We start from the raw sequence: 23165 nt of genomic DNA, 5'->3' as shown, positions 1-23165 counted from the left end.
GCCCGAAACGCCAACTTCTCAGGAGGACCGCCGGTGGCCCGGGTGATCGTAAGCGTGATGCCCAAAGCGGAGATTCTCGACCCGCAGGGTCAGGCGATTGTGGGTGCCCTGGGTCGCCTCGGACATCCGGGAATCTCAGAAGTGCGGCAAGGCAAGCGGTTTGAGCTAGAGGTGGACGACAGCGTCGACGATTCCGCGCTCGCCGAGATCGCGGAATCGCTGTTGGCGAACACCGTGATCGAAGACTGGACGATCAGCCGGGACAGCCAGTGACGGCACGCATCGGGATCATCACGTTTCCCGGCACGCTCGATGACGTGGACGCCGCGCGCGCGGCACGGCGGGTCGGGGCCGAGGCGGTCAACCTGTGGCATGCCGACGCCGATCTGAAAAGCGTGGACGCCGTGGTGGTGCCCGGCGGGTTCTCGTACGGCGATTACCTGCGGGCCGGTGCGATCGCCCGGTTCGCCCCGGTGATGACCGAGGTGGTGGAGGCTGCACGGCGCGGCATGCCAGTGTTGGGCATTTGCAACGGTTTTCAGGTGCTCTGCGAGGCCGGCCTGTTGCCCGGGGCGCTGACCCGCAACGTGGGCCTGCACTTCATCTGCCGCGACGTGTGGCTGCGGGTGGCCTCGACGTCGACCGCCTGGACGTCGCGCTTCGAGCCCGGCGCCGACCTGCTGGTCCCGCTGAAATCGGGAGAGGGACGCTACGTGGCGCCGGCCGAGGTGATCGAGGAGCTCGAAGGCGAGGGGCGGGTGGTGTTCCGCTACCACGAGAACGCCAACGGCTCGCTGCACGACATCGCCGGGGTGAGTTCCGCCGACGGCCGCGTGGTGGGTCTGATGCCCCACCCCGAGCACGCCATCGAGGCGCTGACCGGGCCGTCCGATGACGGCCTCGGCCTGTTCTACTCGGTGCTGGACGGCGTGCTCGCCGGCTGAGCGGAAACGCCTGCGGCATCCCGTAATTCGGCGAAGGACGCGCCGATGGCGTCCGTCGCCTCGTGCGGGTCGTTGAAGGTTTGGTCGTCGGTGAGCACTGCGACGCCGAGCCGGTCCACGTAACTCCACACGGTGATGTTGACTGGGGCGCCGGGCGACAGCACGCCGGTGGAATAGATCTCGCTGACGGCCGCACCGCCGAAGTGGCCCCGCTCGCGCGGCCCCACCACGCTGGACACCGCGACGTTCATCAGCTTGTTCGGCGCGTCGCGCCGACCCAGCCACCGGAATGCGGCAGGGGCGAATGCGGTCGGAAGGTAGGCCATCATCTTCCCGTAGAGCTCCGGGCCGAGGACTTCGTGGTCTTCCTTGGCGATCTTGGTGGCCAGGGCGACCAGCCGGGCCCTCTCCACGGGGTCGCCGACGTGGACCGGGAGCGAGACCATCAGCCCGCTGATCTCATTGCCGGTGATGCGGTCCGACTTGTCGGTGGCCGTCGGCACCGAGGCGATGATCGGGCGGTCGGCCGCACCGTCATAAGCCAGCAACAGCGTTCGCAATCCGCCGGTCGCCATGGCCAGCACCACGTCGTTCACCGTGATTCCCAATGCCTTTGCCGTCGCCTTCACCTCCGGCAGCGACAGCGACGTGCTGGCGAACCAGCGCCGCGGCGACACGACATGGTTGAGGAACGTCGGCGGTGCGTCGAACGCGTCGGCCAGGTCGGGGTGGCCCCCGCGCTCCCGGGACCGGCGCCGCACCCGCGTCATTCCGACGGCCGCGTCTTTGAGCAGCCCGGGCAGGGCGCCGATCTGCCGGACGTGGTCGCGGGCCGCCGCGCGCAGCAGGTCGGCGTTGGAGGTGGTGACGCCTGCTTCGTCGTTGTCGCGCTCGTCGGTGAGCCCGTCGCGCAGATCCATCGCGCGCGCCAGCAGGTTGACCGACGCGACCCCGTCGGCGAGCGCATGGTGCACCTTGCCGATCATGGCGAATCGCCCACCGGCCAGCCCTTCGGCGAAATGAAACTCCCACAGCGGACGACTGCGGTCCAGAGGAGTGGACGCCACCTCGCCGATCACCCGATCGAGCTCGCGCCGACCGCCGGGCGCGGGCACCCGCACTTGCCGCAGGTGATAGTCGAGGTCGACGTCGCAGTTCTCCAGCCACATGGGGTGATGCAAATGCCAGGGAATGTCAACGAGCTTGTAGCGCAACGGTTCTAGCAGATGAAGCCGACGACGCACGTGCCGGCGGAAGACCTCGAAACCGAATTCTCCGTCGCAGTCGGCCGGGTCGATCACGGCCACCTTGAGCGTGTGCGTGTGTAGGTTGGGCGTCTCGCTGTAGAGCAGCATCGCGTCCATGCCGTTGAGTCTCTTCACCACGCCACCTCCAGCGGCCCCGGACACCGTCAGCCCAGGATCGGGAACCGGCGCTCGCCGGCGAGCCGCTTGAGCGCATCTTCCATGACGGCGCGTACGTGGGCGTCGACCTCGTCGATGTCGGGGTCGCTGCCGAACTGGGCGGTGATGTCGATTGGTTCGAGAACCTCGGTGACGATCTTTGCCGGCAGGGGCACGTTGGGCGGGAAGATGACGCTCAAACCGAAGGGGAATCCGACGCTGATGGGCAGAATGTCCATTCGCGCCTTGGTCAGCCCCAGCTTGCGGGCCAGCCAGTTGCCCCGGGTCAAAAACAGCTGTGTCTCCTGGGCGCCGATGGATACGGCCGGCACAATCGGCACCCCGGCTTCGATAGCGGTCCGCACGTACCCGGTCCGTCCATTGAAGTCGATGGTGTTCGCAGTGAAGGTCGGCCGGTAGGAGTCGTAGTCGCCGCCGGGGAACACCAGCACCACCGCACCGGAATGCAGGGCGGTGGCGGCGTTTTCGCGGCTGGCCTCGATCACCCCGAGGCGGCGCAACCAGCCGTCCAACGGTCCCATGAACAGCCCGTAATGGCCCAGCGTGTAGACGGGGCGGTCGTAGCCGAACCTGTCGTAGAAGGCCGGGGAGAAGATCAGCACGTCCGGGGTCAGCATGCCGCCCGAGTGGTTGGAGACCACCAGAGCCCCGCCCGAGGACGGGACGTTGTCGATGTTTCGCACCTCGGCCCGGTAGTACCGCTTGATGACCGGTCCCAGTACCTTTGCCACCTGTTCGGTGAAAGCCGGATCCCACTTGGCGGTTTCGTGGTTGTCCGCCGCGTCAACACCGTCGCCCGTCATGGCTCCCCGCTGTCCTGTTTCTGCTCTTCGCTAGTTGTTGCCGGTGTGACGCCAGTCTCAAACCTGAGCCGCCGATCGGCATATGCTACTCTCCGTTTAGGAGAATGTCATATCCGTTTGCTGGAAGGCGAACGGCCGATGGGGGAGGCATGTCCGAGAAGGTCCTGGTAACCGGAGGTTTCGGGCTGGTCGGCTCGCAAACGGTGCGCCGGCTGGTGGCCGACGGCCACCGCGTGGTCGCGACCGACCTGGGCACCGCCGCCCAGCGCAAAGCCGCGGGAGCGCTGCCGGCCGGCGCCGAGCCGCGCTGGGCGGACCTGACCGACCCGGGTCAGGTCGACCGGCTATTCGCCGACACGTCGCCCACCGCCATCGTGCACCTGGCCGCGGTGATCCCACCGATGATCTATCGTCAGCCCGCGCTGGGCCGCCGCGTCAACGTCGACGCGACCGTCACCTTGCTGCGGGCGGCCCAATCAATGCATCAGCCGGTGCGCTTCATCCTGGCCTCGAGCAACGCCGTGTACGGCGCGCGCAACCCGCACCGCTCTCGCGAGCTGCTGCGCCCGGACTCCCCGACGAACCCGGCCGACCTCTACGGCGCTCACAAGGCCGAAGCGGAACAGCACCTCCGCGCGTCGAATCTCGAATGGGTCATCCTGCGCCTGGCCGGAGTGATCAGCGTCGAACCGGACGCCATGCCGTTCAGCGTCGATGCGTTGTTCTTCGAAAGCGCCTTGCCGGCCGACGGCCGCATCCACACCGTCGACGTCCGCGACGTCGCGCGGGCCTTCGCCGCAGCGGTCACCGCCGACGTCGCCGGTGAGACGCTGCTGATCGCCGGCGACGAATCGCACCTGCTGCGGCAGGGCGACGTCGGCAAGGCACTGGCCGCCGCCCGCGGCCTGGTCGATGTGTTGCCCGTCGGCCGGCCGGGTGATCCGGACAGCGATGACGACTGGTTTGTCACGGACTGGATGGATACGGTTCGTTCCCAGCAGGTTCTGCGATTCCAGCGCCACTCGTGGCCGGACATGCTCACCGAGATGCGGGCCGCGGCCGGGTGGCGGCGGTACCCGATGCGGCTGATCTCGCCAGTGGCGCGACGGTTCCTCAGAAGCCGTGCGGCCTACCGGGATACCCCTGGACGCTACGCCGACCCGTGGGGCGCGATCCGGGCCAGGCTGGGTGATCCGCGCCCGGATGCTCCGGCCGGCGGGTAGCCCGCCCGTAGTTCAGCCGGCGTCGCGCAGCAACGGCCTTTCGGTGGGCGGCAATTCGACCGGCGGGTTCAATTCCTCGAACAACTCGGTGGCGTCCGCGATGGTGTTGTCGAGGAAGGCGGCGAACTCGTTAAAGCAGACGTCGTTTCGGATCCATTGCGACTTGCGGGCCATCACACCGATGCGCTGCGGATCCGACGAACCGTGCACGACCGCGGTGACCTGGCGGTCGAGACGGTTCCACCGGTCGCAGAAGTACGTCACCCAGGGGCGGTCGGCTGCCGGGAAATAGCATCCGGGATTGACGCGGATGATCAGCACGTCGTCGTGCGCGGGAGAGATCTCGAAGTGAACATGCAACCGCCGCGGGGCGTTGCTGACGAAGAAGTATTCGCCGTCGTGGTGGCCGCGAAAGTATCGCCGCCCGCGGGTGCGCAGGTAACGTTCGACCCGGTCCGCGCACAGCTGCTCGTTCGTCATGCGTTCGATGGTGCGGCCTGTGACTTTGGGAATGCTTGGAGGCAAGCCAAGCGGCACCGAAGAATCGGTTGAGAATTCGCTGAGTGGGCGCCGGATTTCGTCTGGCGCTCAGGTCGGCTCGCGCCGTTCCACGATGCCGGCGCCGGGGCTGGGCACGGTGCGCGGCAGCGTGACCGAAAACCTGTACCGCTCGGGGCGATAGTGGAATTCCACGACCTCGATCGGCTTTCCGTCTTGGTCGTAGCTGGTGCGTTCGAGCACCAGCACCGGAGAGCCCAGCGGCAGATTCAGCGCGCCGGCCACTTCCAGGGAGGCACCGGCCGCATGAATCTCATAGTTGGCGCGGGAGATGGGAACGTCCAGTCGCCGCTCCCACATGGTGTAGGTGCTTTCCATCGCAAGCGCGGTTTGCTCGTCGGTCGCGCTCTTCAGCAGTGGTTCCGTGGCTTTGCCTAAATCCGTTGGCAGGTAGGCGATCATCAGGGCCAGGGGTTGGTCGCCGTCACGAAAACGCCTGTGCACGCACAAAACTTTGGACAGCCCCAATGTTTCGGCGATGCGTTGTGGCGCGTCTTCGACGCGATGCGACAGGACGTCGACGTTCGGCGTGATCCCGGAGTCGGCCAGCACCTCGGTGATGGTGCGCACGCCGGGCCCGAGTTCTTGCTTCACCGGGTTGGCCACGAACGTGCCCAGGCCCTGCTTGCGCACCAGCCATCCCCGTCGTTCGAGAAGTCCGACAGCCGCGCGCACGGTGACCCGGCTCACGCGGGTGCGATCGATGAGTTCTCGCTCGGTCGGCAATCGCGCTCCGCGCGGCAGGCGCTGTTTGACGATGGCCGCCTTGAGGGCTTCGGCGAGTTGGGTGCTGGCCGGCACGCTGCCGCGGGAGATCCGGAGGTCGGCAACGTCGAGGTCCAGCTGGTCGGGGCCCATGAGATGTATTAAAACGTCCTATCCACTGGGCGTAAAGCGGCGCTCCCAGGCGCGGGCGACACGCGTTGGACGGATTACTCTGGTAGCGAACGGTTTTCGCGCGTGAGCAGCCGATGGACGGGTTTGCGCGGGTCAGGAGGGTCAAGGGTGGCGATCGCGGTGGAACGGTTCGACCACATTGTCCTGAATTGCCGCGACGTTGAGGCCACCGCCGCATGGTACGAGCGCGTGCTCGGGATGCGGCGCGAGACGTTCGGGCCCTCGCGTCGGACGGCGCTGTGTTTTGGGGATCAGAAGATCAATCTGCGGCAAGTCGGTGCATTGGCCGACGATCCCGACTGGTTCACCGGGTCCGTTGAGGCCGCCGGTTCCGAAGACCTGTGCTTCGTCACCCGTTCCGGCCCGGATGACGTGCGCGCCCACCTGGCCGCGTGCGGAGTGAAGGTGATCTCCGGACCGGTGACCAAGGTGGGGGCGCTGGGCGAGATGACTTCGCACTACTGCCGTGACCCCGACGGCAACCTGATCGAGATCGCCGTCTACTGAGGGTCGGCCAGCGGATACAGGGCCGGGAGATTGATCACGATGGCTTCCTGGCTGCTGCGCGCGATCACCACCTCGGCGGTGGTGTTGGGGTCGGGGTTTTCCTCCCGGTGCGGCAGGTACGGCGGGATGAAAACGTAGTCGCCGGGAGCGGCGGCGATGCGGACCTCTCCGGTGCCGTCATGAAAGACGAACTCCGGGTTGCCCTTTCGGACATAGATGGCGGTCTCGGAGTCGCCGTGATGGTGGTTGTCCGAAGCCGATTGCGGCGCCGCGTGCGTCTCGCCCATCCAGAGCTTCTCCGCGCCGACCGAGCTGCCCGACAGGGCGGCGAAGCGCCGCAGCCCCTCCGATTGCGCTGTGTCGGAGCTGATCTCCGACGCCTTGACGTGACGCACCCGGTTGCGCGCGGGCGGCGTCGCCGTGCTGTCGAAGTCTGGATGGAATCCGTCCGAAGTGGCCACGGGTCAATTATCGTCCGGGGCGTCTCGATACGCCTCGAGCAGTCTCAGCCATAGCTCGCTGATGGTCGGGAAGCACGGTACCGCATGCCACAACCGGTCGACCGGCACCTGGCCTGCGACGGCGATGGTGGCCGAGTGCAGGAGCTCCGTCACGCCCGGGCCGACCATGGTGACGCCGAGCAGGTGGCCGCGATCCGCGTCTACCACCATCCGCGCGCGGCCCGTGTAGCCGTCCGCGTAAAGTTTGGCTCCCGTTACCACATCGCCGATTTCGATGTCGACCGTGCGAATTCGGTGTCCGGCTTGGCCGGCCTGCTCAGCCGTCAGTCCCACGGCAGCCGCTTCGGGGTCGGTGAAAAAGGCCTGCGGCACCGCGTGATGGTCGGCGGTCGTGGCATGCGCACCCCACGGTTTGGTGTCCAACGGCTTTCCCGCGGCACGGGCGCCGATGGCCGCACCGGCAATGCGGCCCTGGTACTTGCCCTGATGGGTGAGCAGCGCCCGGCGATTGACGTCGCCAGCCGCGTAGAGCCAGCCGTCGTCGACGGCGCCGCGCACCAGACAGGTGTCGTCCACCTCGAGCCAGCTGCCCGGCCTCAATCCCACTGTCTCCATACCGATGTCGTCGGTCAGCGGGGCGCGGCCGGTGGCGAAGAGCACCTCGTTGATGGGCAACTCGGTGCCGTCATCCAAATCGAGGACGACATGGGAATCGTCCGGGCGGCGCAACGCGCGGACCGATATCCCCATGCGCAAGTCGACGCCCGCCTCGGCGAGGCCGCGCCCGATCAGCTCGCCCACGAAGGGCTCCATCCTGGGCAGCAGTCCCGAACCTCGCACCAACAGGGTCACCTCGGAGCCCAATCCCCGCCACGCCGTGGCCATTCGACACCTACGCCGCCGGCGCCGACGACCGCCAGCCGCTCCGGGACGGCGCTGCTATCGGTGGCCCGCCGGTTGGTCCATGGTCTCGCCTCGGCGAGGCCGGGCAGGTCGGGCAACGCGGTGCGGCTTCCGGTGCAGATGACCACCGCGTGCCGTGCGGCGACCGCCACCTGGTCGCCGGTGGCGTCGGTGACGACGACGCGGCGCGGCCCGTCTAATCGCCCGTGCCCGCGTATCAGGGTCGCGCCGATCCCGCTCACCCAGTGGGCCTGGCTGCTGTCGTCCCAGTCGGTGACGTAGCGGTTGCGGCGGCCGAATACGCCGTCGGTGCTCAGCGAGCCTGTGACCGCCTCCCGCGCGCCGTCGATCCTGCGGGTGTCGGAAAGCGTAATCACGGGGCGCAGCAGTGCTTTACTGGGCACACACGCCCAATACGAGCACTCGCCGCCAACGAGTTCGCGCTCGATCAGAGCAACGCGCAGTCCTGCGGCTCGGGCCCGTTCGGCGGCGTTTTGGCCGACCGGGCCGGCGCCGAGCACCACGACGTCGAACTCTTCTGCCTCAGCTGCTGCCATGGTCGACGATCCTCTCGCGTGGTGGCCGCGGCGCCGAGGCCCCGCTCCGGGTATTCATCGGAGATTGATCAGTTGCTCGGCGAGCTGACGCACATCACTGGCGACGATGTTCGGCTGCGGCAGGCCGTCGATCGGCAGCGGTACGTTGCCGCGCCGGGTGATGAGGGCCCCGCCGAATCCGACATGCTGCGCACCGATGGTGTCCCACACGTGCGCCGCCACCATCATGCAATCGGGCGGAGCCACCCCGATCGTCTCGCATGCGTACCGATACACGGCGGGCGAAGGCTTGAAGACGCTGCGGGCATCGACGCTCAGTTGATGTTCGAAATAGCCAGCCAGCCCGGAATTCTGCAGTGCGGTCGGGCCCTCCGGATTGGGCGGGGAGTTGCTCAAAGTCACCAGCCGAAAGCCGTTGTCACGCAGCGCAGCCAGCCCCTCGGCGGCATCGGGGTGCGCCGGCATCGTGAGCAGCCCGGCCTTCAGCCGCTCCGCGTCGCTTTCGGAAACGTTCACCCGGTAGATGTCGCCCAGCATGCGCAGCACCCCCTCGGCGAGCACCGGAAACGTCACGTAGTTGCCGGCCAGCGTGATCGACATCGAGTACATGACGAGTTGAGCGAACCATTCGCGCAACATGCGCTCATCGCCGAACAGCTCACCGAAAAGCGGTGCGATGGACTCGATGTCGAGCAGCGTCTCGTTGACGTCGAAGACGAGGACGGACGGTGTTGTCATGCTAGTGCTCGACATTCTTTCGTTGGGGAATATCCGGTCGTAGGTAACCCACCAGGCACAGCACAATCAGCAACATCGCGGCCACCGGCCACCACAAGGCGATCAGCGCCGCCGTCACAAACACGCTCAGCGTGATGAACGACCTCATCCGCAGCATGCGTCGCATCCGCGCCGAAACATTCTGGTGCAAAGGCCGATCGACCGCCTCCCAGCACAGCGCCAGGTAGGTGATGTTGACCAGGACGAAGACCGCGGCGTATGAGGACACCGGTGCCGCGGCCAGCCTGCTGTCGGCGATCCACTCGGTGGTGAAAGGGATCAGCGATACCGAAAACAGGTGGGCGAAGTTCGACCACACCAAGCGCGGTGTCGCGACCTGCGCGTAGTTCAACACGTGGTGGTGGTTAACCCAGACGATGGCGATGAACAGGTAGCTGACCACATAGCTGAGTCCGGTGGGCCATAGCGGCAGGAGGGCGCCGAAGCCATGTGCGCTCGGCGGCCTGAGTGCCAACACCAAGATCGTGATGAGCACGGCGAAGACGCCGTCGGAGAACCCGCGCACCCGCTCGGGAGTGGTGCCTTGTTCCGTCACCGTTACCTTCCGATCTGCCGCATTGCACCGAAGCCGTTTTCAGGCCGGCTGATGGTCCCGCTCTTGGACCACCCAAGCATTGCCGTCAGGATCGCGGAAATCGACGAAGCTCGCATAGTTGCCGCGATCTGGATCGGCACCCGCGAGAAAGGTGCCGCTCCAGCCGCCGTCGGTGTCCTTATGCCGTATCTCGCTGACTGTTACGCCGCGATCAGTGAGCTCGGCGCGGCAGGCTTCGATGTCGGAGACGACAAGATACAAGCCCCGCACGGAGCCAACCGGCGCATCCGTCAGCCCCACGCCGAATTGTATTGAGGTGCCCGATCCCTCAGGCGTCAACTGGATGACCCGGAACTCGGGCGTGGGGGCGTAATCGACCTCGAGGTTGAAGCCAACCTGGTCACGGTAGAACCGCAACGACCGGTCCGGATCCGCGACGGGCAGGATCACGACTTCCAAGGACATCCTCATGGTGCGCTCCCGGCCGGGTTCTTTCCCAAGATCTCCTCTGTGTCGAGCCCGCGATCCACGCCGTGTGGAATGACGGTCTGGCCCGGTTCGAGTTGAAGTTGCTTGCCGTCGAGGTGCACATCGACCTTGTCCGGCTCGAAGGACACCAGATTGCGAACCCGCGCGACCTCCGTCCAAGCGCCGACGTAAGACCATGCCGCGCGCCGGTGGTCGCCGATGTCATAGTACGAACAAATCCCTTTGTATGGGCAAAAAGTCTGAATATCAATAGGTTTGAGGGTTGACTCATCGATATCCTGGCGCGGGACGTACCATCGGGGCGCAAAGCCGGACTCATACAGTGCCAGCGGGCGATGGGTATCGGCGATCACTCGGTCGCCATCCCGGACGACCAGATGCCGCGCCGTGGAACGGATGTCGATGCGATGATAGGCGTCAGCGGCGTGCCCGACGATCCGCTCCTCTTCTTCGTAGAACCCGTCCATGGCACGCCAGGCAAAGGCCACCCGGCCCTCGAGTACCGCTGCATGGGCCGGCAGCCCGGTGTGCTCCCAGGCGCTGTGGTTGGTCTCGCGTCCCGATGCGTTGACGGTGAACCACTGGGTGGCCCCGAGGTCACGGTGCTGCGTCACCCGGTCTTCGGCAAGCAGCGTTTCCTCTTCGATGTCGCCGCGGGGAAAGTAGGCGACCGGGTAGCGACCCGGCTCGTGCAACAGCATCACATCCTCGCTGTCGGCGATCCATCGATCGGCGAAGCGCACTCGCAGTCGGCGACGCAACGGCTCGGCGAACAGCAGCCGCGGCGGCATCGGCTGCTCGGTCAAAAAGTGTCCGAGCGATCCCGTCGCCAGCGGCCCTTGTTGCCATGCCAGACCCATGGGAAGCCCGTCCTTTCCTGAAATTCGTTCGCGCAGTAGTGTTTCTCGTCCGCATCACTCCAGCACGACGACGAGCTTGCCTGTGGCTTCACCCGCCTCGGCGACGCGGTGCGCTTCGCGGATGTCGTCGAACGAGAAGACCCGCGCCGGTGCCGCGTCGAGCTTGCCGTCGGCTATCTGCTGAGCGATCTGACCGAACGGCACATCCGAAACCGGGAACCCGGGGTTTCCGAATACGGGGCTGGCGAAGAAACTGAAGCTCACGCCGCTGGCCATTCGCGCGAGGGGATTGAAATCGCGGATGGGTGCCAGACCACCCAGCCACCCGGCGAGGCAGGCGGTGCCGCCGCGGCGCAACATGTCCAGGGAGTCGAGGATGGTGCTGTTGCCGACGAGGTCGAGTACGGCGTCGATACGCTTGGCTTCCGCGATGTGGGCGGCAAGGTCACCGCGCTCCACCTCCACCCGGGTCGCGCCCAGCTCTTCGAGCATGCCGAAGCGTTGCCGGCTGCGCGTCGTGGCAATGACTTCGGCGCCGGTGATCACCGCCATCTTTAGAGCGGCCTGACCCAAAGCCGAAGTCGCCCCACGGATCACCAAGGTTTGTTCCGCGGCAAGACTCAGGTTGCGGTACAGGCAGGTCCACGCCGTCGCATAGGTTTCCGGCAGAGCCGCCAGCTGTGACCACGGCAGGTCGGATTCGATGGGCGCAACATTGGCTGCGCGGACGCGGGTGTACTCTGCATAGCTGCCGTTGATGGTGCGCCCCAGGCCACCCATCAGCGCCGCGACCTTGGCCCCGACCGGGAATTCGCCGCCCGGGCACGAGTCGACGATGCCGACGCATTCGATGCCGCTGACCTCGGCCGCTTCGGCCCATTCGCCGCGACGCATGTGGATCTCGGCATGGTTGATGCCGAAACCCTTTATCGCAATGACGACTTCGCCATCTTTCGGCAGCGGCTTGGGAATTTCGGTGTAGACCAGGCTGTCCAGACCGCCGAACTTTTCCAAGATGATCGCCCGCATGGCTTGTCCACCGGCTTGCTCGCGTACGACCGCCGGAGCGGTTGGCAGCTGAGGTGACTCGAGCATGGACATCGGCTGCCTCTTTCACCATCGTCGGCGGCGACGGCACCAGGTGGCGCGACGCATAATAATGGGCCAACTGACCCATTATTATGGGTGACCATATCCCCCATGTCCAGCGAAACGTCAACACTCAGACGCTGCGCTGCGCGCGCGACGACGCGGGTTGACTCTTACGCCGCGGGGGTTGCACCGCGAAGGAGCACACATAGTCGACCGCGGCATCGACGGCGGCCCGCAGCGGTTGCGGATCACCGGTGACGTGGGTGAGCATCGCGCCGCCCTGGTGCGCGGCGACCATGGATACGGCCAGATGCCGCGCGTCGGCCTCCGGGCGCAGGTCGCCGCGCTCACGCATCGACTCCAGGCCGGCCCGAAACAGGTCGATCCACTGGTCGTATCCCGCGGCCAACTCATCGTGTATCTCGCGGTCGGCCTCGATCAGCTCACCGGCCAGGGACCCATAGACGCAACCGCCGACGCGGTACACGGCGTCGATGTCGGCCACGCAGCCATCGGCCCAGGCCCGCAGGGCAGCGAGGCTGTCGAGCCCGGCGAACTGCGGCCGAGTGTGGAAGGCCCGCACGTCATTACGGCGCGCATCGATGACATGGCGGGTCAGGTCGCGCTTATCGCCGAAGTAGTGGGAGATCTGGGATCCACCCACCGCGGCGGCGCGACGAACCTGGTCGACGCTCGTGTTGGCGACGCCCCGTTCGAACATCAACCGGGCGGCGACCTCGATGATTCGCGCGCGCGTCGCCAGTCCCTTGCGGGTGAAGCGCGATGGGTTGCGTTCGGTCACTTCGCCGCCTTCGGGACCAATCGCTCACCCGGCCCGTCGCGCCGGGCGGCGCGCGCGGGACCGGCGCGGCGGACGGGGTGCTCGCTCGGCGGGGTCGGTGGCGAACAGACGTAAATAGTTGATTGCGAAGCGAATGGCGTCGGCGTGCGGCCACTCCTCTTGGTAGGTGAAGGTCAGCACGCCACCGCCCTGGTGCGCGGTGACGATCACCAACGCCAGTTGGTTTGGATCGGCATCGCGAACCAGCAACCCGTCGTCTTTCATCCGCGCAATTGCCCGTTCCAGCAATTCAATCCACTGCCGGTACCCGGCGGCCAGCGCCTCGCGGGTGGCGTCGTCTGACTTCGCCAACTGGGCGGTCAAGGCGTGGTAGGTAGGGGTGCCGAAATAGCCGATGCGCCGCAGGTAGCGCATGTTCAGATCGATCCAGCGCTCGAAGTCGTCAAACGAACCTAGGCCGCGAAGGGTGGGCTGGCGATGAAAATCCAAGACGACGCCGATCTGGCGCCTGATCACCGCGCGAATGAGCGCCGCCTTGTCGGTGAAATAGTGGGCAAGCTGCGAGCCGCTGACCGAAGCCGCCCGGCGCACGCTGTCCATGTTCGACGCGGACAGGCCCTCGGTAACGATCAGCTGAGCGGCGGCCTGCACGATTCGGTCGCGGGTGGCTCGCCCCTTGGCGGTCAACCGTTGTTCGTCGTGAACATCGGGATGGGCCATCGCGCCAGGCTAACCCGGGAGCGCCCCCATTTATGGGATCTCCAGCCCAAACATCGGCTCAGGCTTGGGCTTGGGTCGCGAGGAAGTTCCGGATCAGCCGGGCGACGTCGTCGCACGCGGATTCCAGCAGAAAGTGTCCGCCGTCGAGCAGATGGATCTCGGCGTCGGGCAGGTCGTCGGCGAACGCCTCGGCGCCGGCCGGGCCGAAGATCTCGTCGCCGCGGCCCCAGACCGCCAGCAGCGGCACCCGGGCGGCCCGGAAGTAGTCGTGCAGGCGCGGATACAGGGCCGCATTGGTGGCGTAGTCGCGAAACAACTTGAGTTGCACCAGATCGTTGCCGGGACGGGAGATCAGGGCGTAGTCATGTTGCCAGGATTCGGGATCGACCAGCGTCTCCTCGGCCACGCCGGTCACGTACTGCCAACGGGTGGCATCCAGGGTGAGGAACTGGCGCACCGCCGCCTCGGTATCCGCCGTCTGCTCCTGTTGGTACGCCTGCACGACCTTCCAGAAGCTCTCGACGAATCCCGCGTCATAGCCATTGCCGTTCTGGCTGATGATCGCGGTGATCGCGGCCGGGTCGCGCAACGCGAGCCGCCAGCCGATCGGCGCGCCGTAGTCCTGAACGTACATGGCGTACCGGTTGACGCCCAGGGTTCCCAGCAGACCGGCCGTGAGGTCGGTCAGCCCGTCGAAGGTGTAGTCGAACTCGTCGACCGGTGGGGCGTCGGACAGCCCGAAGCCGAGGTGATCCGGTGCGATGACGTGGTATTCGTCGGCGAGGGCGGGGATCAGGTGGCGGAACATGTACGAGCTGGTGGGAAAACCGTGCAGGAGAACCACCGCGGGGGCGGCGTCATCGCCGGCCTCCCGGTAGAAGATCTGATGACCGTCGACGTTGGCGTAGCGATGATGAACCGCAGGCATGGCATTCCTCCTGAGTCAATGCATTTCAGCATCGTGCGCCTCGGCGGCGTCCGATGGAGGTGCGCGGAACCCAGACTCTAGATTATGGGTTGTATGACCCAGTATGCACCAAACGGGCGGCTCGCGACAGCCCGTGAAGCCGAGGTGTTGCCGCACGAACCGGCCTGCCATATTCTGGGCGAACCATCCCAGTTGGGGCTCGTACGAATACGAGCCGGTTCGAGGTGACACAGTGGGCAGGCTTGTCTCGGTGAACGTGGGCATGCCCAAGAACGTCCAATGGCGAGACAAAGCGGTCTACACCGGGATCTGGAAGGCTCCGATCGAGGGGCCAGTCATGGTGCGCCGGCTGAACGTCGATGGCGACGGCCAGGGGGACCTGGCCGGGCATGGTGGGGAGCAACGCGCCGTCATGGTGTACCAGACCGAAGCCTACGACTTCTGGAAGGCATACCTGGGTCGTGACGACCTGCAACCCGGACACTTCGGCGAGAACTTCACCGTCACCGGACTCGCCGACGACGACGTCTGCATCGGAGACCGCTATCGCATCGGCGATGCCGAGTTCGAGGTCACCCAGCCGCGGGTCACTTGTTTTCGGATCGGCATCCGACTCGACGAGCCGAACATGCCCAATCTGCTTGTCTCTCAACATCGCCCGGGCTTCTACTTCCGGGTAATCACCGAGGGCCACGTGCGAGCCGGCGACGACATCGTGCGGACCCGCCGAGGCCGCCACGAACTCAGCGTCGCCGACGTGGACGCGTTGCTCTATCTGCCCGACCGCGACGACGAAATGTTGCGTACGGCCATCGACGTTCCGGCGCTCAGCCCCGGCTGGCAACAGTCGTTTCACGAGCTGCTGGCCGCACACGACGGTGCGGCACCCGCGCTAGCGCCGCCCATCGGAGCCGAACCGGGATGGCTAGGCTTCCGCAACTTGCGTGTGACCCAAACACGCCGGGAGAGTCCACAAGTACTTTCGTTCCGACTGGAAGCCGACGACCACAGTCCGCTGCCACCGGCGCTTCCCGGCCAGTACCTGACGGTCAAGATCACTGGCGCCGGCGAGCCCGCACCGATGCGCAGCTACTCGCTGTCCGACGGATCCGGCGCCGGCTATTACCGCATCAGCGTCAAGCGCGAGGACCACGGTGTGGTCAGCCGGTGGTTGCACACCCGCATTCACCCTGGGTCGGTGATCGCGGCGGCCGCGCCCCGCGGCGACTTCTTCCTCACCGACGACTCCAGCCCGGTCATCCTGTTCTCCGCCGGTATCGGGGCGACGCCGGTGCTGGCGATGCTGCATGCGCTGTCCGCGGCCGCGAGCCGTCGCGACATCTGGTGGTTGCACACCACTCACAGTCGCGAAACCCAGGCCTTCGCAGACGAAGTCACGACGCTCATCGAGTCATTGCCGCACGCCAGGCAGCAAATCTTCTACACCGAAACACAAGGCCGCCTGCGGCGCGAATCCATCGCGGCGTTGGGCCTGCCCACCGATGCCACCGTACATCTTTGCGGACCAACGCAATTCATGTCGAATATGCGCGAGGCCCTGATCGGCATTGGATTCGACTCCACGCGCATTCACAGCGAGCTGTTCGGCGCGCTGCCCGCGATCAGCCCGGGCATTGTCGAGACCGGTGATCACAAGCCACCGCATCAACCTGTAGGACCGCGGGGCACGGGGCCCGCGATCACCTTTGCGCGCAGCGGATTAACGGTAAGCTGGTCCCCCCAGTACCACAGCATCCTCGACCTGGCCGAAGATTGCGACGTGCCAACCCGTTTTTCCTGCCGCAGCGGGGTGTGCCACCTCTGTGTAACCGGGATCATCGCCGGGACGACCGCCTACGTGCAACGGCCATTGGAGCCGCCCGGCCAGGGGTCGGTGCTGATCTGCTCGGCGGCCCCGGATACCGATGTGGTTCTCGACCTCTAGCGTTTACGCGGCAATCGCTCGTTGACCTCCGGTCGCGTGCAGAATGGCGCCGTTGACATAGCTGGCGTCCGGAGATGCGAGGAAGACCACGGCACTGGCGATTTCGCCCGCGTCGGCCACGCGTTTCACCGTGGTGATCGCCGCGATGGTATCCAGGACACCCGGAAGGGCCGCGGCCCCAGGCGTTTCGGTCGGTCCGGCGGCTACAGCATTCACCCGCACGCCCGACTCGCCGAACTCATCGGCCCACACGCGGGTCAGCTGCTCCAAGCCGGCCTTCGTGGCCCCGTAGACACCCGCGCCGCGGGTTGCCACGGAAGCGGCCAGGGTACTCACGTTCACCACGGCGCCGTTACCCCGAGCGGCCATGGCCGGCACCAACTGCTGCACCAAAATGTACGGCGCGCGCAGATTGACGTTGACGTGTTCGTCGAAGGCCGCGTCGTCGGTGTCCGCGGTGGGACCGAATTCGTAGATTCCGGCATTGTTGATCAGGATGTCGACCGGTCCCGCCTCGGCGGCCAATCGCCGCACATCGTCGGCGTCGTTGAGGTCTGCTGCGACGAAACGTGCCGTGCCGCCGGCATTTTCAATATCGCGGACGGTCTTGGCGCCGCGTTCGGCATTGCGGCCCTGCACCACGACCTCGGCGCCGCGAGCCGCAAGCTGCAGTGCGATTTCCCGGCCGATACCCGATGTCGCGCCGGTGACCAATGCGGTCGAGCCGGCCAAAGTTGTTGCCATCGAAACCCTGCCTCCAAGAGAGAAGTTCAGTTGCTCTCCCGGTAAGCAAGGGCTTGCCGCCAATTATTCCTACGGGTTGAGGGGAACGGAGGCCTCGGCGGTGTAGCACAAAAAGGTCAGCGTCTCCTGGAGATACAGCTGCACGGTGTCCGCGTCATGGCTGGTGTACCCGATCGACACGTCGTGTCCGAGCTGCAGGTCGAAGTCGCCGCCGCGGGTGGTCAGCACGAAGGCGCCGTCGATCGCCGGCGCCCAGATGATGTCGCCGGGAACCAATCGGTCGATGTGTTCGAGGATCGGGTAGCCGTGTTCGGTCGTCTCGCTGACCCGCGTGTACACGTCGGCGGACAGCAGCACCGAGTACGGACCGTCGACACCGGCCAGCCGGAGTTCGGAGATCGCCTGAGTGATGACGTCGGGAATCTCCCGCGGGTCCGCCGGCAAGGTCAGTGACTTATTCGAGCTGGCGGAGCGGATGCCCTCGATCGATGCCGCGACGTAGCCCTCGAAAATGGCCCGGTCTTCCACGAATGCCAGCTTCTTGGCGGCTTCCTTGACCGGGTCCCAGTCGGAATCGTTGGCGCCGCGCTCGACGTTGTCGATCTCGTAGCGTGACAGGGTGAACGGAACCCGCAGTCGGACAAGGGGTTTGCTCTCGCGCAGGTGAGCCTCCACGCCTTCCGTGGGTGCTGCGACGTCGGCGAGCCGGCCGGTGCTCACCGCGGCGGTAACCGGTCCGCCGGGCTCGCTGACGTCGACCACCCGACGCCCGGCGATGTGGCGTTTGAAGGTGCGGGTCGCCTCCAATTCGATTTCTTCCCAGGCGGCTTCGGTGACCGGTGCCAGGTCGCGGTAGAGGTTGTTCATGAACTCGTTCCTTTCAGGCTGCCGATCGAGAGTGAGCCGTTCTGTGCAGCAGGCGTTTCCGCCAACGGCGCTGCGGGAAGTGGTGGTGGATCATCGAGAAAGTCGAGGGTGGGGGAGAAGAACAATCCGCCGGTGATGGCCGTGGAAAAGTCGAGGATGCGGTCGGTGTTTCCGGGCGGGTCGCCGAGGAACATGTTGCGCAGCATCCGTTCGGTGACTTGGGGCGTGCGCGAATAGCCGATGAAGTACGTGCCGTATTCGCTTTTGCCCAACTCGCCGAACGGCATGTTGTGCCGCACGATTTTCAGTTCGGTGCCGTCGTCGTCGGTGATCACATTGAGGGCGATGTGGGCGTTGCCCGGCTTGACGTCGTCGTCGAGCTCGATGTCGTCGAGCTTGGTGCGGCCGATCACGCGCTCCTGCTCGGTAACCGAGATCGAATGCCACGCCGACATGTCGTGCACGTACTTCTGCACGTGCACGTAGCACGAGCCGGCGAAGTCGGGATCCTCGTCACCGATCGCGGTGGCACTCGTGGCCAGCGCGCCGTCCGGGTTCTCGGTGCCGTCGACGAATCCGAGCAGGTCGCGGTTGTCGAAGTAGCGGAAGCCATGCACCTCGTCGACCACGGTGACCGCACCGGCCATGGATTTGAGGATCCGGTCGGCCAGTTCGAAGCAGACATCCAAACTTTCGGCCCTGATGTGGAACAACAGATCCCCGGGCGTGGCGGGAGCGGTGTGTCGCGGTCCGTGCAGTTCGTGGAACCGATGCAGTTCGGCGGGCCGGGGTCCGGAGAACAGGCGATCCCAGGCGTCCGAGCCGATCGAGGCGATCGCCGACAACCGTTTCTGCGGTTCGCGAAAGCCGATCGCGCGCACCAGTCCGGGAATGTCAGGCAGTGCGTCGTGCACCGCCGCCTCCCCGCCGTCGTCGATGGTCACCACCAGGAAGATCGCCGCGGGCGTCAACGGCGCGAGGATGGGTTGCGGCTGGACGGGGGGCACGTGGATGACCCTAACGTGAACCGCACAACGGCGGACAGCCATGATGTTCAACATGTCCGGCGGGCCTCGAAACCAGGCGAAGTCCTCAGCGAGCGCGCAAGGACTCTGCGAGTTCATCGACGCCTCTCCGTCGCCATTTCACGTGTGCGCCACGGTGGCCGCCCGGCTGATCGCTGCCGGATACACCGAACTGAGCGAGGCTAAACGCTGGCCGTCCGAACCCGGGCGCTACTTCACGGTGCGGGCGGGCTCGCTGGTCGCCTGGAATTCGGACGGCGCCGACGGACCGTTCCGAATCGTCGGGGCGCACACCGACAGTCCCAACCTCAGGGTCAAGCAGCACCCCGATCGGGTGGTCGCCGGCTGGCGGGTGGTGGCGCTGGAACCTTATGGGGGCGCGTGGCTCAACTCGTGGCTGGACCGCGATCTGGGTATCAGTGGGCGCCTGTCGGTGCGCGCGGACGGCGAAGACGGCGGCGTCGCACACCACCTGGTGCGCATCGACGAGCCGATCCTTCGGGTGCCGCAGCTGGCCATCCATCTGACCGAGGACCGCAAGTCGGTGACGCTGGATCCGCAGCGACACGTCAACGCGGTGTGGGGTGTCGGGGATACGACGCGGTCTTTCGTCGATTACGTCGCGGAGCGCGCCGGAGTCGCGCCGACCGACGGGCTGGCCGCCGATCTGATGACCCACGACCTGACTCCCGCGACTGTTGTCGGCGCCGACGCCGGCCTGCTGAGTGCGCCCCGGCTGGACAACCAGGCCAGTTGCTACGCGGGGATGGAGGCATTGCTGGCCGTGGAACGGGCCGGGGCCTATCTGCCCGTGTTGGCGGTCTTCGATCACGAGGAGGTGGGATCGACGTCGGATCACGGCGCGCAATCCGATCTGCTGGGCACCGTGCTCGAGCGAATCGTGCTGGCGGCCGGCGGTAGCCGCGAGGACTACCTGCGCCGGCTGCCGGCCTCACTGCTCGCCTCCGCCGACATGGCGCACGCCACCCACCCCAACTACCCGGAGCGGCACGAGCCCGGCCACCCGATCGCGGTGAACGCCGGGCCGGTGCTCAAGGTGCATCCGAACCTGCGCTACGCCACCGACGGTCGCACCGCCGCGGCGTTCGCGCTGGCCTGCCGGCAGGCCGGAGTGTCGTTGCAGCGCTACGAACATCGCGCCGACCTGCCGTGCGGATCGACGATCGGACCGTTGGCGTCGGCGCGGACGGGCATCCCCACCGTCGACGTCGGCGCAGCCCAACTGGCGATGCACTCCGCGCGCGAGTTGATGGGCGCACACGACGTGGCCGCTTACTCGGCCGCGATGCAGGCTTTTCTGTCGCCCCGCTGACCTACGATCCGGCAATGGCGCTAAACCTAGAAATGGTCACGTTCGACTGCGGCGATCCGGACGGGCTGGCCGGCTGGTGGGCGCAACAATTCGGCGGCGAGACGCACGTCATCCTCGCCGACGAGTTCACGGCGGTGACCTTCCCGGAAGGGCTGCGGCTCGGGTTCCAGAAGGTGCCCGACCCGACGCCAGGCAAGAATCGCGTGCACCTCGATTTGAGCGCGGCCGACGTCGACGCCGAGGTGTCGCGGCTGACGGCGGCCGGAGCCACCGAGGTCGGCCAGCACCGGTTCGGCGACAGCTTCCGCTGGGTGGTGCTCGCCGACCCCGAGGGCAACGTGTTCTGCGTGGTGCGGCAGTAGCCGCGGGTCGCAGCTCAGCCCGGCTCGGCCAGCTGGGCGTCCAGGGTGCGTCCAGCCCTAGACTGTCTGGCGTGACAGTCTCCGGGACGAGCGCGCGCACCCAGGCCATCGACACCGTCGAGCACGCCGCCTCCACTCCCGACGAGCCGCAACCGTTCGCCGAGCTGGGCCTCAAAGACGACGAATATCAGCGGATCCGCGCCATCCTGGGACGCCGGCCGACCGACGCCGAGCTGGCGATGTACTCGGTGATGTGGAGCGAGCATTGCTCCTACAAGTCGTCCAAGGTGCACCTGCGGTACTTCGGCGAGACCACCACCGACGAGATGCGGGCCGGCATGCTGGCCGGCATCGGCGAAAACGCCGGCGTCGTCGACATCGGCGACGGCTGGGCGGTCACCTTCAAAGTCGAGTCACACAACCACCCGTCCTACGTCGAGCCCTACCAGGGCGCGGCCACCGGGGTCGGCGGGATCGTCCGCGACATCATGGCGATGGGCGCGCGGCCGGTCGCGGTGATGGACCAGCTGAGGTTCGGCGCGGCCGACGCGCCGGACACCCGCCGCGTGGTCGACGGCGTGGTGCGCGGCATCGGCGGCTACGGCAATTCGTTGGGCTTGCCCAACATCGGCGGCGAAACGGTGTTCGATGCCTGCTACGCCGGCAACCCGCTCGTCAACGCCATGTGCGTCGGCGTCTTGCGCCAGGAGGACCTGCACCTGGCCTTCGCCTCGGGCGCCGGCAACAAGATCATCCTGTTCGGTGCCCGTACCGGCCTGGACGGCATCGGCGGGGTTTCGGTGCTGGCTTCGGACACGTTTGACAGCGAGGGATCCCGCAAGAAGCTGCCCTCGGTTCAGGTCGGCGACCCGTTCATGGAGAAGGTGCTCATCGAGTGCTGCCTCGAACTGTACGCCGGGCACCTGGTGGTCGGCATCCAGGACCTGGGCGGTGCCGGATTATCTTGCGCCACTTCGGAATTGGCCTCAGCCGGCGACGGCGGGATGGCGATCCAGCTCGAAGCCGTGCCGCTGCGCACCACGCAGATGACGCCCGCGGAGATCCTGTGCAGCGAGTCGCAGGAGCGGATGTGCGCCGTCGTGACCCCGGAAAACGTCGACGCCTTCCTGGCAGTGTGCCGCAAGTGGGACGTGCTGGCCACGGTGATCGGCGAGGTCACCGACGGCGACCGGTTGCAGATCACCTGGCACGGCCAGACAGTCGTCGATGTGCCGCCGCGCACCGTCGCCCACGAAGGCCCGGTCTACCACCGGCCGGTCGCCCGGCCCGATTCCCAGGACGCCTTGAACGCCGACAGCGCCGCGCGGTTGCCACGACCGGCCACCGGTGACGAACTGCGCGCCACTTTGCTTGCGCTGCTGGGTAGTCCGCACCTGTGCAGCCGTGCATACATCACCGAGCAGTACGACCGGTACGTGCGCGGCAACACCGTGCTGGCCGAGCATGCCGACGGTGGTGTGCTGCGCGTCGACGAATCCACCGGCCGCGGCATCGCCGTATCCACCGACGCATCCGGCCGCTATACGAAGCTCGATCCGTACGCCGGTGCCCAGCTCGCCCTGGCCGAGGCTTACCGCAACGTCGCCGTCACCGGGGCGGTACCGGTCGCGGTGACCAATTGCCTGAACTTCGGTTCGCCGGAGGACCCCGGAGTGATGTGGCAGTTCTCGCAGGCCGTCAAGGGCCTCGCGGATGGCTGTGTGGCCCTCGGGATTCCGGTGACGGGCGGCAATGTCAGCTTCTACAACCAGACGGGCTCGGCGGCGATCCTGCCCACCCCGGTGGTAGGCGTGCTGGGCGTCATCGATGACGTCGCCCGGCGCATCCCCACCGGCCTGGGCACCGAGCCAGGGGAGACCCTGATGCTGCTCGGCGATACTCGCGACGAGTTTGACGGTTCCACCTGGGCCCAAGTGACCGCCGATCATCTGGGTGGGTTGCCGCCCAGAGTCGACCTGGCCCGCGAGAAGCTGCTGGGGGCGGTGCTGCATTCGGCGTCGCGCGACGGCCTGGTGTCCGCGGCCCACGACCTGTCCGAAGGCGGCCTCGCGCAGGCCGTCATCGAGGCCGCCCTGGCCGGCGAAACCGGTTGTCGCATCGTGCTTCCCGAGGACGCCGACCCGTTCGTGACGTTGTTCTCCGAGTCGGCGGGTCGCGTGTTGGTGGCGGTGCCGCGTACGGAGGAGAGCCGGTTCCGGTCGATGTGCGAGGCGCGAGGACTGCCGGCGGTGCGCATCGGCGTGGTCGACCAGGCCTCCGACGCGGTCGAGTTCCATGGGCTGTTCACGGTCCCACTGACCGAACTGCGCGAGACTTCCGAGGCGGTGCTGCCGCGGCTCTTCGGATGAGTGACCGCAGCGAATCCTG

Annotated in this window: 24 protein-coding genes and 1 pseudogene; 8 read left to right on the top strand and 17 right to left on the bottom strand. The window is 66.6% G+C overall.

All coding sequences use genetic code 11. From position 1 onward, the window contains the following. The first annotated feature begins 33 nt into the window (after positions 1-33). Both purS and purQ read left to right on the top strand, forming a co-directional pair. Positions 34-273 carry a phosphoribosylformylglycinamidine synthase subunit PurS gene (gene purS, locus AC5Y30_RS14130; RefSeq protein WP_499918926.1) on the top strand — a complete coding sequence of 80 codons (240 nt, stop codon included), beginning with the start codon at positions 34-36 and terminating at the stop codon, positions 271-273. After that, positions 270-944 carry a phosphoribosylformylglycinamidine synthase subunit PurQ gene (gene purQ / locus AC5Y30_RS14125; RefSeq protein WP_499918924.1) on the top strand — a complete coding sequence of 225 codons (675 nt, stop codon included), beginning with the start codon at positions 270-272 and terminating at the stop codon, positions 942-944. Before purS ends, purQ begins: the two co-directional genes overlap by 4 nt. Here the strand turns inward: purQ and AC5Y30_RS14120 are convergent. After that, positions 911-2326 carry a WS/DGAT/MGAT family O-acyltransferase gene (locus AC5Y30_RS14120; protein WP_499918921.1) on the bottom strand — a complete coding sequence of 472 codons (1416 nt, stop codon included), beginning with the start codon at positions 2324-2326 and terminating at the stop codon, positions 911-913. The two genes, purQ and AC5Y30_RS14120, sit on opposite strands and share 34 nt — an antisense overlap. 29 nt (positions 2327-2355) lie before the next feature. Continuing rightward, positions 2356-3171 (bottom strand): lysophospholipid acyltransferase family protein, encoded by an 816-nt coding sequence (locus AC5Y30_RS14115; protein WP_499918920.1) that lies wholly within the window; start codon positions 3169-3171, stop codon positions 2356-2358. Positions 3172-3320: 149 nt separating this feature from the next. On the opposite strand from AC5Y30_RS14115, the gene AC5Y30_RS14110 reads away from it, so the two are divergent. Further along, a complete protein-coding gene (locus AC5Y30_RS14110; protein ID WP_499918917.1) occupies positions 3321-4394 on the top strand; it encodes an NAD-dependent epimerase/dehydratase family protein in 1074 nt (357 codons plus the stop codon). Between the two features lie 12 nt (positions 4395-4406). On the opposite strand, the gene AC5Y30_RS14105 is transcribed toward AC5Y30_RS14110, so the two are convergent. Both AC5Y30_RS14105 and AC5Y30_RS14100 read right to left on the bottom strand, forming a co-directional pair. Then, positions 4407-4874 carry a type III secretion system chaperone family protein gene (locus tag AC5Y30_RS14105; RefSeq protein ID WP_499918914.1) on the bottom strand — a complete coding sequence of 156 codons (468 nt, stop codon included), beginning with the start codon at positions 4872-4874 and terminating at the stop codon, positions 4407-4409. 108 nt (positions 4875-4982) lie between these two features. Then, entirely contained in the window at positions 4983-5810 is an 828-nt protein-coding gene (locus AC5Y30_RS14100) for an Rv0792c family HTH-type transcriptional regulator (RefSeq protein WP_499918911.1), read from the bottom strand. Positions 5811-5957: 147 nt separating this feature from the next. Here AC5Y30_RS14100 and AC5Y30_RS14095 point away from each other — a divergent pair, with 147 nt between their 5' ends. Next, positions 5958-6356, top strand: coding sequence for a VOC family protein (locus tag AC5Y30_RS14095; protein ID WP_499918909.1), 399 nt, complete (start codon positions 5958-5960; stop codon positions 6354-6356). On the opposite strand, the gene AC5Y30_RS14090 is transcribed toward AC5Y30_RS14095, so the two are convergent. The 10 genes and pseudogenes from AC5Y30_RS14090 to AC5Y30_RS14045 all read right to left on the bottom strand — a co-directional run bounded on the left by AC5Y30_RS14090 (position 6350) and on the right by AC5Y30_RS14045 (position 14501). Next, a complete protein-coding gene (locus tag AC5Y30_RS14090; protein ID WP_499918906.1) occupies positions 6350-6817 on the bottom strand; it encodes a cupin domain-containing protein in 468 nt (155 codons plus the stop codon). The genes AC5Y30_RS14095 and AC5Y30_RS14090 overlap by 7 nt on opposite strands. 3 nt (positions 6818-6820) lie before the next feature. Then, positions 6821-8277 (bottom strand): annotated as a pseudogene (locus AC5Y30_RS14085) (dihydrolipoyl dehydrogenase family protein). A 54-nt stretch (positions 8278-8331) separates the two neighbouring features. Further along, positions 8332-9015: a haloacid dehalogenase type II gene (locus tag AC5Y30_RS14080; RefSeq protein ID WP_499918904.1), complete on the bottom strand. Its 684-nt coding sequence runs from the start codon at positions 9013-9015 to the stop codon at positions 8332-8334. A gap of 1 nt (position 9016) precedes the next feature. Further along, the gene (locus AC5Y30_RS14075; protein ID WP_499918902.1) at positions 9017-9610 is read right to left on the bottom strand and encodes a TMEM175 family protein; all 594 of its coding nucleotides are present in this window, start codon (positions 9608-9610) and stop codon (positions 9017-9019) included. Positions 9611-9649: 39 nt separating this feature from the next. Further along, entirely contained in the window at positions 9650-10075 is a 426-nt protein-coding gene (locus AC5Y30_RS14070) for a VOC family protein (RefSeq protein WP_499918901.1), read from the bottom strand. Between the two features lie 2 nt (positions 10076-10077). Then, the gene (locus AC5Y30_RS14065; protein WP_499918899.1) at positions 10078-10959 is read right to left on the bottom strand and encodes a DUF427 domain-containing protein; all 882 of its coding nucleotides are present in this window, start codon (positions 10957-10959) and stop codon (positions 10078-10080) included. A gap of 54 nt (positions 10960-11013) precedes the next feature. Next, positions 11014-12060, bottom strand: a complete 1047-nt coding sequence (locus AC5Y30_RS14060) for a zinc-binding dehydrogenase (RefSeq protein WP_499918897.1) — start codon at positions 12058-12060, stop codon at positions 11014-11016. 121 nt (positions 12061-12181) lie between these two features. After that, positions 12182-12853, bottom strand: a complete 672-nt coding sequence (locus tag AC5Y30_RS14055) for a TetR/AcrR family transcriptional regulator (protein WP_499918895.1) — start codon at positions 12851-12853, stop codon at positions 12182-12184. Between the two features lie 24 nt (positions 12854-12877). After that, a complete protein-coding gene (locus AC5Y30_RS14050) occupies positions 12878-13573 on the bottom strand; it encodes a TetR/AcrR family transcriptional regulator (RefSeq protein WP_499918894.1) in 696 nt (231 codons plus the stop codon). Between the two features lie 58 nt (positions 13574-13631). Continuing rightward, positions 13632-14501: an alpha/beta fold hydrolase gene (locus tag AC5Y30_RS14045; RefSeq protein ID WP_499918893.1), complete on the bottom strand. Its 870-nt coding sequence runs from the start codon at positions 14499-14501 to the stop codon at positions 13632-13634. Positions 14502-14733: 232 nt separating this feature from the next. On the opposite strand from AC5Y30_RS14045, the gene AC5Y30_RS14040 reads away from it, so the two are divergent. Continuing rightward, a complete protein-coding gene (locus tag AC5Y30_RS14040) occupies positions 14734-16446 on the top strand; it encodes an MOSC domain-containing protein (RefSeq protein WP_499918892.1) in 1713 nt (570 codons plus the stop codon). A gap of 3 nt (positions 16447-16449) precedes the next feature. Here the strand turns inward: AC5Y30_RS14040 and AC5Y30_RS14035 are convergent, their stop codons facing one another. The 3 genes from AC5Y30_RS14035 to AC5Y30_RS14025 form a co-directional block, all read right to left on the bottom strand. Further along, positions 16450-17190: an SDR family NAD(P)-dependent oxidoreductase gene (locus tag AC5Y30_RS14035; RefSeq protein ID WP_499918891.1), complete on the bottom strand. Its 741-nt coding sequence runs from the start codon at positions 17188-17190 to the stop codon at positions 16450-16452. Between the two features lie 69 nt (positions 17191-17259). Further along, positions 17260-18057 (bottom strand): family 1 encapsulin nanocompartment shell protein, encoded by a 798-nt coding sequence (locus AC5Y30_RS14030; RefSeq protein WP_499918890.1) that lies wholly within the window; start codon positions 18055-18057, stop codon positions 17260-17262. Next, positions 18054-19070 (bottom strand): Dyp-type peroxidase, encoded by a 1017-nt coding sequence (locus AC5Y30_RS14025; RefSeq protein WP_499919058.1) that lies wholly within the window; start codon positions 19068-19070, stop codon positions 18054-18056. Before AC5Y30_RS14025 ends, AC5Y30_RS14030 begins: the two co-directional genes overlap by 4 nt. A 37-nt stretch (positions 19071-19107) precedes the next feature. Between AC5Y30_RS14025 and AC5Y30_RS14020 the strand changes: the two genes are divergently transcribed. The 3 genes from AC5Y30_RS14020 (at position 19108) to purL (ending at position 23146) form a co-directional block, all read left to right on the top strand. Further along, positions 19108-20415: a M18 family aminopeptidase gene (locus AC5Y30_RS14020; RefSeq protein ID WP_499919056.1), complete on the top strand. Its 1308-nt coding sequence runs from the start codon at positions 19108-19110 to the stop codon at positions 20413-20415. A 14-nt stretch (positions 20416-20429) separates the two neighbouring features. Then, positions 20430-20777: a VOC family protein gene (locus AC5Y30_RS14015; protein ID WP_499918888.1), complete on the top strand. Its 348-nt coding sequence runs from the start codon at positions 20430-20432 to the stop codon at positions 20775-20777. Between the two features lie 71 nt (positions 20778-20848). Continuing rightward, positions 20849-23146 (top strand): phosphoribosylformylglycinamidine synthase subunit PurL, encoded by a 2298-nt coding sequence (gene purL / locus AC5Y30_RS14010; protein WP_499918886.1) that lies wholly within the window; start codon positions 20849-20851, stop codon positions 23144-23146. Positions 23147-23165 lie beyond the last annotated feature (19 nt).

Source organism: Mycobacterium sp. NGS27, from assembly GCF_059813005.1.
Note: the sequence above shows the minus strand (reverse complement) of the source record. Positions and strands in the feature narration are given on the sequence as shown.